Origin of the sequence: Sphingomonas rhamnosi (assembly GCF_036663615.1) — a bacterium.
Classification (GTDB): Bacteria; Pseudomonadota; Alphaproteobacteria; order Sphingomonadales; family Sphingomonadaceae; genus Sphingomonas.
Window position 1 is genome coordinate 293,450 of sequence record NZ_JAXOJJ010000002.1, and the last position, 15,024, is coordinate 308,473.

Annotated in this window: 16 protein-coding genes; 10 read left to right on the forward strand and 6 right to left on the reverse strand. The window is 67.3% G+C overall.

Features of this window, described 5'->3' with window-relative positions:
• Window position 1: 1 nt before the first annotated feature.
• The 4 genes from U1701_RS06395 to U1701_RS06410 form a co-directional block, all read right to left on the reverse strand.
• Window positions 2–154, reverse strand: a complete 153-nt coding sequence (locus U1701_RS06395; protein WP_332781709.1) for a hypothetical protein — start codon at window positions 152–154, stop codon at window positions 2–4.
• A gap of 96 nt (window positions 155–250) precedes the next feature.
• Entirely contained in the window at window positions 251–1,360 is a 1,110-nt protein-coding gene (locus U1701_RS06400) for a glycoside hydrolase family 130 protein (protein WP_332781710.1), read from the reverse strand.
• 114 nt (window positions 1,361–1,474) lie between these two features.
• Window positions 1,475–2,227, reverse strand: a complete 753-nt coding sequence (locus U1701_RS06405; protein ID WP_332781711.1) for an SDR family oxidoreductase — start codon at window positions 2,225–2,227, stop codon at window positions 1,475–1,477.
• A gap of 32 nt (window positions 2,228–2,259) precedes the next feature.
• Window positions 2,260–3,150 (reverse strand): alpha/beta fold hydrolase, encoded by an 891-nt coding sequence (locus U1701_RS06410; RefSeq protein WP_332781712.1) that lies wholly within the window; start codon window positions 3,148–3,150, stop codon window positions 2,260–2,262.
• Window positions 3,151–3,187: 37 nt separating this feature from the next.
• On the opposite strand from U1701_RS06410, the gene U1701_RS06415 reads away from it, so the two are divergent.
• From U1701_RS06415 to U1701_RS06445, 7 genes are all read left to right on the forward strand, one after another.
• Window positions 3,188–4,546 (forward strand): protein adenylyltransferase SelO family protein, encoded by a 1,359-nt coding sequence (locus tag U1701_RS06415; RefSeq protein ID WP_332781713.1) that lies wholly within the window; start codon window positions 3,188–3,190, stop codon window positions 4,544–4,546.
• Between the two features lie 61 nt (window positions 4,547–4,607).
• A complete protein-coding gene (gene astD, locus U1701_RS06420; RefSeq protein WP_332781714.1) occupies window positions 4,608–6,020 on the forward strand; it encodes a succinylglutamate-semialdehyde dehydrogenase in 1,413 nt (470 codons plus the stop codon).
• 204 nt (window positions 6,021–6,224) lie between these two features.
• Window positions 6,225–7,016 (forward strand): uroporphyrinogen-III C-methyltransferase, encoded by a 792-nt coding sequence (gene cobA, locus U1701_RS06425; RefSeq protein WP_332781715.1) that lies wholly within the window; start codon window positions 6,225–6,227, stop codon window positions 7,014–7,016.
• Window positions 7,013–7,309: a DUF2849 domain-containing protein gene (locus tag U1701_RS06430; RefSeq protein WP_332781716.1), complete on the forward strand. Its 297-nt coding sequence runs from the start codon at window positions 7,013–7,015 to the stop codon at window positions 7,307–7,309. The genes cobA and U1701_RS06430 overlap by 4 nt, the downstream gene beginning before the upstream one ends.
• Before the next feature lie 273 nt (window positions 7,310–7,582).
• Window positions 7,583–9,214 (forward strand): nitrite/sulfite reductase, encoded by a 1,632-nt coding sequence (locus tag U1701_RS06435; RefSeq protein ID WP_332781717.1) that lies wholly within the window; start codon window positions 7,583–7,585, stop codon window positions 9,212–9,214.
• A 126-nt stretch (window positions 9,215–9,340) separates the two neighbouring features.
• A complete protein-coding gene (locus U1701_RS06440; protein ID WP_332781718.1) occupies window positions 9,341–9,772 on the forward strand; it encodes a DUF934 domain-containing protein in 432 nt (143 codons plus the stop codon).
• The gene (locus U1701_RS06445) at window positions 9,765–10,517 is read left to right on the forward strand and encodes a phosphoadenylyl-sulfate reductase (RefSeq protein ID WP_332781719.1); all 753 of its coding nucleotides are present in this window, start codon (window positions 9,765–9,767) and stop codon (window positions 10,515–10,517) included. Before U1701_RS06440 ends, U1701_RS06445 begins: the two co-directional genes overlap by 8 nt.
• Before the next feature lie 122 nt (window positions 10,518–10,639).
• On the opposite strand, the gene U1701_RS06450 is transcribed toward U1701_RS06445, so the two are convergent.
• On the reverse strand, window positions 10,640–12,127 hold the full coding sequence (locus tag U1701_RS06450) for a replicative DNA helicase (RefSeq protein ID WP_332781720.1): 1,488 nt from the start codon (window positions 12,125–12,127) through the stop codon (window positions 10,640–10,642).
• A gap of 123 nt (window positions 12,128–12,250) precedes the next feature.
• Between U1701_RS06450 and U1701_RS06455 the strand changes: the two genes are divergently transcribed.
• The 3 genes from U1701_RS06455 to U1701_RS06465 are packed head-to-tail and all read left to right on the forward strand — an operon-like array spanning window position 12,251 to window position 13,864.
• Window positions 12,251–12,730 (forward strand): UPF0262 family protein, encoded by a 480-nt coding sequence (locus U1701_RS06455; RefSeq protein WP_332781721.1) that lies wholly within the window; start codon window positions 12,251–12,253, stop codon window positions 12,728–12,730.
• Window positions 12,731–12,743: 13 nt separating this feature from the next.
• A complete protein-coding gene (locus tag U1701_RS06460; RefSeq protein ID WP_332781722.1) occupies window positions 12,744–13,418 on the forward strand; it encodes a GH25 family lysozyme in 675 nt (224 codons plus the stop codon).
• The gene (locus U1701_RS06465) at window positions 13,415–13,864 is read left to right on the forward strand and encodes a cytidine deaminase (protein ID WP_332781723.1); all 450 of its coding nucleotides are present in this window, start codon (window positions 13,415–13,417) and stop codon (window positions 13,862–13,864) included. The genes U1701_RS06460 and U1701_RS06465 overlap by 4 nt, the downstream gene beginning before the upstream one ends.
• Before the next feature lie 67 nt (window positions 13,865–13,931).
• On the opposite strand, the gene U1701_RS06470 is transcribed toward U1701_RS06465, so the two are convergent.
• Window positions 13,932–15,008 carry an aldo/keto reductase gene (locus tag U1701_RS06470; RefSeq protein ID WP_332781724.1) on the reverse strand — a complete coding sequence of 359 codons (1,077 nt, stop codon included), beginning with the start codon at window positions 15,006–15,008 and terminating at the stop codon, window positions 13,932–13,934.
• Window positions 15,009–15,024: the final 16 nt, after the last annotated feature.

The window sequence follows — 15,024 nt, forward strand, 5'->3', positions numbered from 1 at the left end:
TTCAGCCCGACTGACGGCGTACGGCAAGCTCGATTGGTATCACCACGAGGGCAATGATTGAGAGCGTGCCACCTTTGCTCAGGCCCAAAGCCGCGCCAGCGATGCCGACTACCGCCGCCAGCACATAAAGCCCCCACCGAAGCTGATTTGTCATGCCCGATGATAGGCCGCTGGGGCGGATTACGCCAACGTCTGCTTTCCTTTCTCGCTGCCCGAAAGCGGCCGGACCGCTCACCACCACAGACCGACATCAACCAGCAAACACATCCTTGCCGATATGCGTGATCCGGCATGCGAGATCGGCCTCGCCGCTCGCCACGACATAGAAGTCGCCTGCGTCGGCGATGCCCGTCGTGAACACGACGTTGTCGACGTACATGCTGTCCTTCAACGGCTCGGTCAGCGCCGGCGCCGCTTCCAGCAGCGGTGTGTGCTCGGTCGCCACCGTCACGCTCGGATCGTCGCGGCCTAGGATCGACCAATAGGTGCGATAGATGCCGACCACGCCCGACGGCTCGACGCCGTGCCACAGCGTTAGCCACCCGCGGTCGGTGAGGATCGGGGGCGATCCGCCGCCCATCCGTGCAGTCGAGACGGTCGCGGCATGCGGGCGGATGCCGGGTTTGTCGTGCGGCTTCCAGTGCAGCGCGTCGGGCGAGCGCGACAGGTTGATCGACGGTCCAGCGCGCCATTCGCTGCCCGGCGGATAGGCGAAATACAGGTCGCCGAGCGGCCGCGTCTGCGCCCAATATTGGCCGCCCACTAGCCCTTCGAAAATCAGCATGTCCTTGTTCTGGTGATCGAGCACGATCCCCTGCAGGTCCCAGTCGAGGCCGTTGTCGGACGTGTACAGCGTGGTCGAATGCCGCTCCGGGCTGACCGAACAGGTGGTCATCAGATAGCGGTCGCCGACCTTCGAAATCCGCGCATCCTCGACGCCGTAGCATTGGTACGACGTCCGCGGTGCGATCGCGCGATCGTAATGCACCGCGACGATCGAGCGCCCCTCGGCGTCGAGTTCGACCGGGAGCAGCCACGACAGCGACGTCAGCGCCATCACCTTCCACCCGCCGCCTGGGATCAAGAATTTGCGCGGATCCTTGGTGTCGACCATTTCGAGCGGCCAGCCGTCCAGGCAGTAGGCGCCGTCATCCCAACGAATTGCGTGGACCTTGCCGTCGAACACCGGCTTGCGCAGCGCTTCGGCGACGCGGACCATCAGCAGCAGATTGCCGTTCGCGAGCCGGGTCATCCCGGGGTTGAAAGCGCCGAGCACATAGGTCTCGGTGTTGATCTTGCCGGCGAGCGGGGAGCGCGCGAGGTCGATGTCGGCGGGGGTGAAAATCAGATGGTCGAGCATCTCTAATTCCTTACCGTTCTCCCGCGAAGGCGGGAGCCCAGGAGTCACGAACGTTGGCGCCTGTTGCCCTGGACTCCCGCCTTCGCGGGAGAACAGTGGGTTCGGGGGCGCCCCCTATTCTTCCAACCCGCGGGGGACGATCGTCAACTGCTGGACCACCGTCCGTGTCGGCTGCGTCAGCAGATAGTGGACGCCGGCCGCGATATCCTCGCCGCGCAGCATCTCGTCGGCGGCGATCATCGCGCGCTGCTTTTCGTCGGGCACATCGGGATATTGCATGTTCGATCCGGTCTTGCCCGGCTCGATCAGCGCGACGCGGATGCCCTTTGGCCCCAGCTCGCGGCGCAGCGCCTCGGAAAAGCCCGCGATCCCGGCCTTGATCCCCGCATAGACGGTGGAACTGGGCCCGAGCACATGCGCGCTCATCGATCCCATCAGGATCAGGTCGCTGACCGGCTTCATCCGCGCCGCCGCGGCATGCGCGCTGAGCAGATAGGCGGTGAAGTCGATCGCGATGATCCGCCGCAGGTCTTCCTCGCTGGTCTGCGTCAGCCCGCCGGCGGCGATCGCGGCGTTGATCACCGCGACATCGATCACGCCCAGATACGCCTCTGCCGCGTCGAAAAAGGCCAGCACGTTGTCCGGATCGGCGAGGTCGATGGTGATCCCGTCGCCCTCCCCCACGTCACGGATCTGCGCCAGCGCATCGGCGAGGTGATCGTCGTCATGCCCGCAGATGAACACCTTCACGCCCTGGGACGCGAGCAGCACCGCGATCGCGCGGCCGATCCCCGTGGTTCCCCCGCTGATGATCGCGCGACGGCCCTTGAGCGCGCGCAGCTGCAGCGCATCGGTGAAATTGGTCATGAACACTCCTGGATAATCCAAACCCCAGCGCGTCAGCCCGCCACGGGTTCCGCGACGCGCGCGAGCAACCGGTCGATCGGTTCCTGCACGACCGGTTCACTGAGCGTCGGCGCGTGGCCGACGCCGGGCACCGTCACCAGCTCGGCCTGGTTGAGCGCGGCGATCATCCGGTCCGCGACGCCGGCGGACAGCAGATCCGATCGCCCGCCGCGCACGATAAGCGTCGGCACGTCGCGCAGCGCGGCCAGCGCCGCCCACATATCCGGCCCCGCGCCGCCGCCCGGCACGCGGAACGGCTCGGCGATCTTCAGATCGTAATCGAGCACGATCCGGCCCGAACTGTTGAGTCGGTAAATCCGCTTGGCCATCGCCAGCCAGTCCTCGATCTCCCACTCGGGATAGATGTCGGCCTGGGCTTCCGACACCGCGCGCGCCGCATGCATCCAGGTCGGGAATATGCTTCCGCGCCCGACATAGCTGCGGATCCGCGCCAGCCCGGTGGGTTCGATATCCGGCCCGATATCGTTGAGGAGTGCGCCCGCGATCCGGCCGGGCTCGAGCCCCGCGAGCAGCATCGTCACGATCCCGCCGAGCGACGTCCCGACCGCGACGAACCGCCCAATCCCGAGCTCGCCCAGCAACGCCTCGACATCCTGGACATAGGTCAGCGGGACATAGGACATCGGGTCCTTGGCGTAGGCGCTCTCACCGCGGCCGCGCAGGTCGACCGCGATCACGCGCCACCGCCCCGCGAGCCGCGCGGCGAGCGCATCGAAATCGCGCGCGTTGCGCGTCAGTCCGGGCAGGCACAGGATCGGCGGGCGTGTATCGTCACCGCCCTGCCCCGCAACCAAGGGGTAATCGCGCGCGTGCAGGCGCAGCCCATCTTTGGACCACCAATATCGGTTTTCGTAAGCGGCCATGGTTGCGTCCTTCGGGTGGCGGACACCATATCGCCGGATGCCCACCCGCCCGCAAGCCTATCGCCCCGAAGCCCGCCTGTTGACGCTCGGAGATCAGTTCTACGACCGCGTCACCGCCGCCGACTTTCCCGAGACCCGCCTGCGTTTCCGGAACGACCGCGCCGCCGCCGAAGTCGGGCTCGACACGCTCGACGACACCGAATGGGTGCAGGCGTTCGGCCGCTTCGTCGCCCTGCCCGACACGCTGCCGCAGCCGTTCGCGCTGCGCTATCACGGCCATCAGTTCCGGTCGTACAATCCCGACATCGGCGACGGCCGCGGCTTCACCTTCGCGCAGCTGCGCGACGCGGACGGGCGGCTGATGGACCTCGGCACCAAGGGGTCGGGCCGGACACCGTGGAGTCGATCCGGCGACGGCCGCCTGACGCTCAAGGGCGGCGTGCGCGAGATCCTCGCGACGGAGATGCTGGAAGCACTCAACGTCCCGACCAGCCGGACGCTGTCGCTGATCGAGACGGGCGAGGCGCTCGAACGCGGCGACGAACCCAGCCCGACGCGCGGCGCGGTGATGGTCCGCCTCAACCACAGCCATGTCCGCATCGGCACGTTCCAGCGCCTCGCCTACGAACGCGACGACGCGGGGCTGAAGACCCTCGTCGGCTACACGCTGCGCAACCTCTACGACGAGGACAGCGATGACCCGGTCCACCTGCTCGATCTGGTGGTCGACCGTACCGCCACGCTCGCCGCCCGCTACATGGCGGCGGGCTTCGTCCACGGCGTGCTCAATTCGGACAACATCAACGTCACCGGCGAGAGCTTCGATTACGGCCCGTGGCGGTTCGCACCGACCTGGGACCCGGGCTTCACCGCTGCCTATTTCGACCATCAGGGGCTTTACGCGTTCGGCCGCCAGCCCGAGGCGATCCACTGGGACGTCATGCAACTCGCGATCAGCCTGCGCGGCATTGCCGACAGCGATCCGCTGGTGGCAGCGCTCGACCGCTTCGGCGACCGCTACATGGCGGCGGTGACCGACGCGATCCTATGGCGTCTAGGCGTCACGCCGCGCGGCGCGGAGGACGATCGCGCGTTGGTGCAACTGGTCGAACGCACGCTGCGCACCACCGGTATCGGCATCGACCGATTCTTCTTCGACGTGTTCGGGGGGGATCTTCCAGCAAGCTACGCCGAACCCTGGGCCGAAGTCCGCACCGCGATCGCGCCCTACGCCCCGCGCAAGGACCGGTCGCACCCCTATTGGTCGGGCGAACCGTGCAGCATGTTGATCGACGAGGTCGAACGTATCTGGTCCGCGATCGACGAGCGCGACGACTGGTCGGTGCTGGCGGCGAAGGTGGCGCGGATCCGCGAAATGGGCGAAGCGCTGGCCTGATATCCTCCCCGGCACGGGGAGGATTTGGTGACATCTTCGCGCTACGCGCTAAAGAACGCGCATGGCCGAAGAGCTCCTCTCCCACGAACCCGCCACCGGCGCGCTTCTATGGCGCCACCCCCTAAGCGACGTCGACGCCGAAGTCGCCGCCGCGCGCGGCGGTTGGGCGACCTGGGCGTCGAAACCGCTCACCTTCCGTGTCGAAGCGCTGCGCCGTTTCGCCAACATTGTCCGCCAGCGTGCCGAAGACTTTGCCGACCTGATCGCGCGCGAGACGGGCAAGCCGTTGTGGGAAGCCCGCACCGAGATCGACACCGTCGTCGCGAAGGTCGACATCTCGGTCACCGCCTATGCCGAGCGCACCGCACAGCGCCGGATGGACGCGCAGATGGGCAGTCGCGTCGCGCTGCGGCACAAGCCGCACGGCGTGCTCGCGGTGCTCGGGCCGTATAATTTTCCCGCGCATTTGCCCAACGGCCACATCGTCCCCGCGCTGATCGCCGGCAACGCGGTGGTGTTCAAGCCGTCCGAAAAGACCCCCGCGACCGGTGCGTTCCTGGTCGACTGCTACCGTGCCGCCGGCGTGCCCGAAGCCTGTATCCGGCTCGTCATCGGCGGCCCCGCCGAGGGCAAGGCGCTTGCCGCGCACCCCGATATCGACGGACTGCTGTTTACCGGCTCGGCGCGCACCGGCCTGGCGCTCAACCGCGCGTTCGCCGACAAACCCGACAAAATCCTCGCGCTCGAGATGGGCGGCAACAACCCGATCATCGTCTGGGACACGCCCGACCTGCACAGCGCCGCGGTGCTGGTGGTCCAGAGCGCCTTCACCACCGCTGGCCAGCGCTGCACCGCGGCGCGCCGGCTGATCGTCGACACCAAGCTCTATGACCCGCTGATCGACATGATCAACACGATGATCGGCCGGATCATCGTCGGCGAACCGCACGCCAACCCGGCGCCGTTCATGGGCCCGGTGATCGACAACGAAGCGGCGGACCAGCTGACCGAAAGCTTCCTTGCGCTGCTGATGCGTGGCGGCCGTGCGATCCGCCATCTCGAACGCCCGGTCGCCGACCGCCCGTTCCTGATCCCCGCGCTGATCGATGTCACCGCGATCACCGATCGCCCCGACCTCGAAATGTTCGGTCCGATCCTCCAGGTGATCCGTGCCGACGATTTCGACGCGGCGATCCAGGAGGCGAACAACACGCGCTATGGCTTGTCGGCGTCGCTGATCAGCCAGACGCCCGCGCTCTACGACCGGTTCTGGGCCAATGCCCGCGCCGGAATCGTCAACTGGAACAAGCCGACCAACGGCGCGTCGTCGGGCGCCCCGTTCGGCGGCATCGGCTGGTCGGGCAACCACCGCCCGAGCGCCTATTACGCGGCGGATTACTGCGCCTATCCAGTGGTCTCCAGCGAGGCCGAAAGCGCGCGCGCGAGCATCGGCATAGGCCTGCGCGACGCCTAGACGGTAAGACGCCGGGTCCGACTTGCGTCCCACCGTCACCCCGGACTCGATCCGGGGTCCCGCTTCTTCTTGCGACCGAAGGAAGCGGGACCCCGGGTCAGGCCCGGGGTGACGAGGTTTTAGCGGAGGCGACACAAGCTCTCCTACCCCCGCCCAAAGCATCATTCCGTTGCACCGCAGCGACCCCGCGCCCATCTCCCGAGCATGGCAAGTCTCCTAGATCCGACCGCCCGCGGGCGGGTGATCCTCGTTGGCGCGGGGCCCGGCGATCCCGGCCTGCTCACCGTCCGCGCGGTCGAGGCGCTGAAGACCGCCGACATCGTCGTCCATGACGGCCTGATCGACCCGCGCGTGCTGGACATCGCGCCGGCGGACGCACAGCGCATCTCCGTCGCCAAGCAGCGCGCGCGCCACACGCTGCCGCAGGACGCGATCAACGCGCTGATCATTGCGCATGTCCGAACCGGCGCGATCGTCGTGCGGCTGAAGGGCGGCGACCCGTTCGTGTTCGGGCGCGGTGGCGAAGAGGTCGAGGCGGTCCGTGCGGCGGGCCTGCCGGTCGAGGTCATCCCCGGCGTCTCGGCGGCGCTCGGCTGCGCGGCGGAAGCGATGCTGCCGCTGACGCACCGCGATCATTCCAGCGCGGTCAGCTTCGTCGCCGGCCAGTGCAAGGGACTCGCCGATCAGGACTGGTCGGGTCTCGCGGGACAGGGTCGCACGCTCGTGATCTACATGGGCGTCGCGACCGCGACCGACATCGCCGACAAGCTGATGGCCGACGGCGTCGCGCCCGACATGCCCGTCGCGGTGCTCGAACGCGGCACGTTGCAGGGCAGCCGCGCGATGCGGACTCTGCTCGCCGATCTGGGCGCGATGGTCGCCCGCGAACGCGTGCTGAGTCCGGCGATCATCGTCGTCGGCGAGGTCGTCGAACTCTCCGACGCACAGGACAAACTGGCCCGTTGGGCACGGGTAGCAGAGGCAGCCGCAGCATGAGACTTCTGACGGGCAACGACCTTCCGAGCGGTGACGTGATCTGGTGGACCGGCACCGGCTGGTCGCGCCATCTCGAGGACGCGGTCGATGTCGGCACCGCGGGCGAATCGATCCTGACCGCGGAGGAAGGCGCGCGTCGCGTCAACGTCCCCTATCTGATCGAAGCGACCGCCACCCCCGACGGCCCCCGCCCCGCCCACATCAAGGACCGAATCCGCGCGCTTGGGCCCACAATGCGGCCGGATCTGACGCTCAAGCCGGCGGATCCGAATGCGGGAAGCTGGGTGATATGATTCACGCAAAGCCTGTCCTGAGCGAAGCCGAAGGGACGCAAAGACGCGAAGAGAAGACGAAAGTGTTTCGCGCAGAGGCGCGGAGACGCGGAGGTGTCACCCCTGCCGCGCAGCGGCCCTCCCTATCGATCGCCGCGCAAGACTCGTCAGCCGCTAACGCGGGACAGTCCACCGCGCGCTACTCCTCTGCGTCTCTGCGCCTCTGCGCGAACCAATCTCTTCTCTTGGCGTCTTCGCGGCTTTGCGTGAACAATCCTTCTGTCGGACATACCAATGTATAAATACGACACCTACGACCAGGCCATCGTCGACCAGCGCGTCGACGAGTTTCGCGACCAGGTCCGCCGTCGCCTGTCGGGCGAGCTGACCGAGGACCAGTTCAAGCCGTTGCGGCTGATGAACGGCCTCTATCTGCAGCTCCACGCGTACATGCTGCGCGTCGCGATCCCGTACGGCACGCTCGACAGCCGCCAGATGCGCATGCTCGGCCACATCGCGCGCAAATACGATCGCGGCTACGGCCATTTCACCACGCGCCAGAACCTCCAGTTCAACTGGATCAAGCTCGCCGACACCCCCGACATCCTCGCCGAACTGGCGACCGTCGAGATGCACGCGATCCAGACCAGCGGGAACTGCATCCGCAACATCAGTTCGGACCAGTTCGCCGGCGCCGCCGCCGACGAGGTCGCCGACCCGCGCGCCTGGGCCGAGCTGATTCGCCAGTGGAGCACCTTCCACCCCGAGTTCACCTACCTGCCGCGCAAGTTCAAATTCGCGGTGATCGCCTCCGACGAGGACCGCGCGGCGATGCGCCTCCACGACATCGGCATCCAGCTGGTCAAGCGGGACGGCGAGCTGGGCGCGAAGATCTTCGTCGGTGGCGGGATGGGCCGCACCCCGATGATATCCCACGAGATCAAGAACTTCGTCGGGTCGGACGACCTGATGAGCTATCTTGAGGCCTGCCTGCGCGTGTACAATCGCTACGGCCGCCGCGACAATATTTACAAGGCGCGGATCAAGATCCTGCTCCACGAGATCGGCCCCGACGAGTATCGCCGCCAGGTCGAGGAGGAATTCGCCGCGGTCAAGACGCTCGGGCTCGACCCGCCGCGCGCCGAACTCGAACGGATCACCGCCTTTTTCGGCGCCCCCGAGTTCGACACCAGCCCCGCGCCCGCGATCGACCGCAGCGATCCCGACTTCGCGGTCTGGCTCGACCAGAACGTCCGCACGCACAAGCAGGATGGTTACGCGATCGTAACGATCAGCCTGAAGCCCGTCGGCGGCATCCCCGGCGACGCGACCGCCGACCAGATCGACCTGATGGCCGATCTCGGCGAACGCTACAGCTTCGACGAACTGCGCGTCAGCCATGCGCAGAACATCGTCCTGCCGCATGTTCGTACGCGTGACCTTCACGACCTTTGGACCGCGCTTGCGGCCGCGGGGCTCGCCGAACCCAATCTCGACCTGATCAGCGACATCATCGCCTGCCCCGGTCTGGATTATTGCAGCCTCGCCAACGCACGCTCGATCCCGCTCGCGCAGAAGATCGCGACGCGTTTCTCCAGCCTCGAACGCCAGCGCGACCTCGGCGAACTGAAGCTCAAGATCAGCGGCTGCATCAACGCCTGTGGCCACCATCACGCCGGCCATATCGGCATCCTCGGCGTCGACAAGAAGGGCACCGAGAATTACCAGCTCTCGCTCGGCGGATCGGGCGCGGAGGATGTCAGCCTCGCCAAGATCACCGGCCCCGGCTTCTCCGAAGACGGCGTGGTCGACGCGATCGAGCGCGTCACCGATCGCTATCTCCAGGTCCGCGAAGGCGGCGAACGCTTCCTCGACACCTATCGCCGCGTCGGCTTCGAGACGTTCAAGGAGGCGATCTATGGGTAACGCACCCTGCCTCGTCACCCCAGCCTCCTCCCTCGTCACCCCAGCGAAGGCTGGGGTCTACCCGTGGAGCGCACCTGGCCCGAACCGAGAGATGCCAGCCTTCGCTGGCATGACGGATATAATCCAATGAGCGACTTCACCCTCCTCCGCTTCCGCGACGACGAGCCGCATGACGAGCCCGCCGTCACGCTCGACGCGTTCATCGGCCAGAGCAACGCGACCGCGGTCCGGCTCGAAGCCGGCGACGACGCGCGCGCCATCCTCCCGCAGATTGATCAGCTAGCGCTGATCGAGGTCAGCTTTCCGGGTTACCGCGACGGCCGCGGTTATTCGTCGGCGCGCATCCTCCGCGAGGCCGGTTATACCGGGGAGCTGCGCGCGGCCGGCGACGTGCTCGTCGACCAGATCCCGCTCATGCGCCGCTGCGGGTTCGACAGCTTCGCCCCCGAGGCACCGATCGATACCGACGTATTGCGCGCGAGCCTCGCTCGCTACGACACGCCGTACCAGAAGGCGGCGGACGACCGCGTGCCGATATGGAAGCTTCGGCATGGGTAACGCCCAGCGCAAGCTCGACACGATCGATGTCACCCCCGCCTTCACGATCGTCGACGCCGCCGCGATGGAAGTCCGCTTCGCCGGCCGTCCCGCGCAGGAGATGCTGCGCGAACTGCTGACTGGCCAGCTTGCCGGCCGCACCGCCGCGGTGTCGTCGTTCGGCGCGGAGTCGGCGGTGCTGCTTCACATGGTGTCGGAAATCGATCGCGACACGCCCGTCGTCTTCACCAACACGCAGAAGATGTTCGGCGAGACGCTGGCCTACCGCGACGCGCTCGCCGAGCGCCTCGGCTTCACCGACCTGCGCGTCTTCCGCCCCGATCCGCGCCTGCTCGCGATCAAGGACAAGGCGGGCGAGCGCTGGTCCTACGACCCCGACGGCTGCTGCGACCTGCGCAAGGTGGAGCCCTTGCGGCGCGCGCTCGCGCCGTTCGACGCCTGGATCTCGGGGCGGAAGGGGTTCCAGTCCGGCACCCGCGCCGCGCTGCCGCGGTTCGAGGAAGATGAGGGCCGGCTCAAGATCAACCCGCTCGCCGACTGGGACAAGGCCAAGCTCGACGCCTATTTCGCCGAACACGATCTGCCGCGCCATCCGCTCGAGGCGCAGGGTTATCTCTCGATCGGCTGCGCACCCTGCACGACCAAGGTCGCGCCCGGCGAAGACCCGCGTGCAGGCAGATGGCGCAGCTTCGACAAGGTCGAATGCGGCATCCACGCCCCCGGGGGCTACGATCCGGTGATCTGACACTTTTCACCCCTCCCTGGAAGGGAGGGGCCGGGGGTGGGTCGGCTTGGGGCGGGCGTTACGTTCCCTAGCGGGCCAACCCACCCCCACCCCCTCCCTTCCAGGGAGGGGAGCAACTAAGCTCAATACTCCGCCAGATCCGAGAATTTCGTGATCGTCGGATCGAACTTCATCCGCACCTTGCCGGTCGCGCCGTGGCGCTGCTTGGCGATGATCAGCTCCGCCAAACCGTAGACGCGCTCCATCTCCGCCGCCCAGGCATTATGATCCTCGAAGATCTTCGCGCTGTCGCCCTCGGTGGGCCGCTTGGGTTCTTTCGAAGCGACGTAATAATCCTCGCGGTACACGAACCACACCATGTCCGCGTCCTGCTCGATCGACCCCGATTCGCGCAGATCCGACAGCATCGGCGTCTTGTCCTCACGGCTTTCGACCGCGCGGCTCAGCTGCGACAGCGCCAGCACCGGCACGTTCAGATCCTTCGCCAGCGTCTTCAACCCGCGGGAAATCTCGGAGATTTCCTGGACGCGGTTGCCGTCCTTGCTCTTGCCCGACCCCGACAGCAGCTGGAGATAGTCAACCACCACCAGCCCGATCTCGTTGTTGTGCCGCCGCTGCAGCCGCCGCACGCGCGTATGGAGCGCGCCGATCGAGAGACCGCCGGTATCGTCGATGAACAGCGGCAGATTCTCCAGCTCCGCCGCGGCGGCTGCCAGTTGCGCGAACTCGGTCCGGCTGATCTTGCCCATGCGCAGCGACTCGGACGAAATCTGCGACTGCTCGGCCAGGATACGCGTCGCCAGCTGGTCGGCGGACATTTCGAGGCTGAAGAACGCGACCTTGGCGCCCACCGAATCGGCCGGCGCGATCCCGTCGGCCATGTCGCGCATCCAGCGCCGCGCCGCGTTGAACGCGATGTTGGTCGCGAGCGAGGTCTTCCCCATGCCCGGACGGCCGGCGAGGATCATCAGATCGCTGTGATGCATGCCGCCGATCTTGGCGTTGATCGAATCGATGCCGGTCGTCACGCCCGACAGGTTGCCACCCGAATTGAGCGCGCGCTCCGCCATCTTCACCGCCGCGGTGGTTGCCTGCGCAAAGGTCTTGACCGCATTCTCGGTGCCACCGTCCGCCGAGACCTTGAACAGCTCCTCTTCTGCCAGCTCGATCTGCGCGCGCGGATTGACCTCTTCCGACGTGTCCATCGCGCGCTCGACCAGCGTCCGGCCCACCGTCACCAGCGAGCGCAGCATCGCCAGGTCATAGATCTGCGTCGCGAACTGCCGCGCGCCGATCAGCCCGGCGCCGCTCCCGGTCAGGCTCGCCAGATAGGCCGGACCGCCCAGCTCGCGCATCCCCTCGTCCGCCTCGAACATCGGGCGCAGAGTCACCGGCGTGACCAGCATGTCGTTGCCGCGAAGCGTCTTGATCGCAGCGAAGATGCGGCCGTGCACGGGCTCGAAGAAATGCGCGGGCTCCAGCCGGTCGACCAGATCGTCGGCGAGCCGGTTGTCGATCATCATCGCGCCCAGCATCGCGGCTTCCGCCTCGACGTTGCGCGGCAGCTGGGGGCCTTCGGGGACGGGAGCGGGGAATGCGAGCGTTGCCATTCGCTTCGTGTACGCACGCCACCCTCGCGTTCCAAGCAGGCTGCGGCGGAATGATGGGGATAAGTCGGGCCACACGCTTCTCTCCACAAGTGACACGCGTGACGCCCGTCGCTATCGCGGGCCATGGCCGACCCGCGGATCATCGATATCGAGCTCGACGAGCGCACCATCGCGTGGCGGTCGGCGGATATCGAACAGGAGCGCCGGATCGCGATCTTCGACCTGCTTGAAGGCAATCATTTCGCGCCCCAACGCCCGCAGGCCGATGGCTATGCCGGTCCCTACCGGATCAAGCTGGAAACCGAGGAAGGTCGGCTGGGCATCCACATGTACCGCGAGGACGGTACGCACATCGAGACGCTGGTGCTCGCGCTCGGCCGCTTCCGCCGCCCGATCAAGGACTATTTCGCGATTTGCGACAGCTATTACCAGGCGATCCGTCAGGCGACGCCGCAACAGATCGAGACCGTCGACATGGCGCGGCGCGGGCTGCACAACGAGGCGGCCGAGCTGCTCCGCGAGCGGCTCGCCGGCAAGATCGACGTCGATTTCGATACCGCGCGCCGGCTGTTCACGTTGCTGTGCGTGTTGCACCTGCGGTGATGGGCGCGCGCTGATGTACGGATTGTGGAAGATCGCCGGCGTGATGATCGCGCTCGGCCTGCTCGCGATCGCGGGCTGGAGCTATGCGACCGGCTGGCACCCCGCCGCCGCGCGCTATCCCTTGCAGGGGATCGATCTCGGCGAGAATCCGGGTCCGGTCGAATGGGGCACCGTGCGCGCACGCGGCGCGGACTTCGCCTATATCGTCGCCACCTCGGGCGCGGACCGCCGCGACCCCGCGTTCGAAGCGAATTGGGCGGCGCTACCCGAGGCTGGCCTGCGCCGTGGTGCCGTGCATGTCTATTCGCTGTGCCAGCGCGCCAGCGACCAGGCCAACGCGTTCAACACCTTCGTGCCGCAGGCCGATGACGCGTTACCCGCGGCGATCGACATCGCGTTCCACGACGATTGCACCGCGCGACCCGAGCGCGAGACGCTGATCGCCGAGATTGCGCAGCTCGCCGCGATGATCGAGACGCATACCCGCAAACCCGTGCTGCTGCGCATCGCCAAGCCGGTCGAGACAATTTATCGCCTGTCCGAAGCGCTGCCCCGCCCGGTCTGGGCGGTGGCGAACGTGATCACGCCCGACTATGCGGCGCGGCCGTGGCGGATGTGGCGTGCGAGCGACTTTCGCCGCGTTGACGGCATCGAAGGACCGGTAAACTGGAACGTGGTAGCCCAATGAACGACCAAGCAACGACCCTGATCGCCGCCGCACGTGACGCCGCGCGCCATGCGCATGCCCCCTATTCGCGCTTTGCGGTCGGCGCGGCGGTGCTGCTGAACGACGGCAGCATCGTCACCGGCGCCAATGTCGAGAATGCCAGTTACGGCCTGTCGCTGTGCGCCGAGACCGTCGCGATCGCCACCGCCAGCGCGGCCGGCCGGTTGCGCGACGTCGTCGCGATCGGGGTGATCGGTGGCGCGATGGGTGCCGACGGCACCGCGACCGGCCTGACCCCGGTCAGCCCCTGCGGCCGCTGCCGCCAGGTGCTCAACGAAGCCGCGCAGATGGCGGGTATCGACCTGCCCGTCCATTGCGGCGCCGCGCAGGGGGATGCGGTCCGGACGTATCGGCTGTCGGACTTGCTCCCCGATGCGTTCGGTCCCGCGGATCTGGGGATCGGCTAGGCACCGCCCCGCGGGAGGCGATGCCCGCGGGGCGGGCCGCTGAACAAAAGGGGCGCGCCCGCCCGCGTTACTCGCCCCAGCCTGCGACGTCGTGCCCGCCGAAGATCATGCGGCGGATGAAGGGCTGAGCCAGCGACGCGCTAAAGCCCTGTGGCGGCATGCTGGCGGCGTCCAGGCGCCGCATCTGTTCTACGCTCAGCCGGATGTCGGTAGCGGCGATGTTGCTCTCCAGCTGCGACAGTTTGCTGGCGCCGACCAGCGTCGCGGCAACCCCGGGACGCGCCAGCGTCCAGGCGAGCGCGACCTGCGCGGCTGGTCGATCGAGCTCGCCCGCCACGGCCTTCACGGCCTCGAGAATGTCCCAGTTGCGACCCGTGAACTTGCTGTCGCCAAACGGGTTCGCGCCGCTCAGCCGGCCGGTGTCGGCGGTATTGCTGCGGCTATATTTGCCGCTCAGGAAGCCGCCCGCGAGCGGGCTCCACGGCATGACGCCCATGCCACCTTCGCGGGCCGCGGCGAAATGCTCGCTCTCGACGTCGCGCGCGACGAGCGAATATTCGAGCTGCATCGCGATCGGACCGGGAACGCGGCGCTCGCTGGCGATTGTCGCCGCCTTCATCGCGAGCCAGGCCGGCATGTCAGACAGACCATAATAGCGGATCTTGCCCGCCCGCACGAGGTCGCCGAGCGTCTGGACGATCTCCTCGATCGGGGTGACGCCGTCCCATATGTGCATCCAGTACAGATCGACATAATCGGTGCCGAGCCGCCTGAGCGACGCGTCGAGCGCGCGGTGGATGTTCTTGGCCCCCGCGCCGCCGGCGTTCGGATTGCCCGCCCCGGCCTGGGTCGCGGCGAGCGGACTGGCCGAACCGTTGAACGCGAATTTGGTCGCCAGCACGATCTCATCACGCGCGCGGCTGTCGGCGATGAAGCGGCCGACCAGCGTTTCGCGCTCGCCCCCCGAATAGATGTCGGCGGTGTCGATGAAGTTGCCGCCCGCGGCGCGATAGGCATCGAAGATTGCGCGCGAGGTTGCTTCGTCCGCGCCCCATTCGCCCGGCCCGAAGGTCATCGTTCCCAGCGCGAGCGGGCTGACCACCAGGCCCGATCGGCCAAGCGTGCGAAAGTCGGTAAGGGACATGGATGTACTTTCCTAG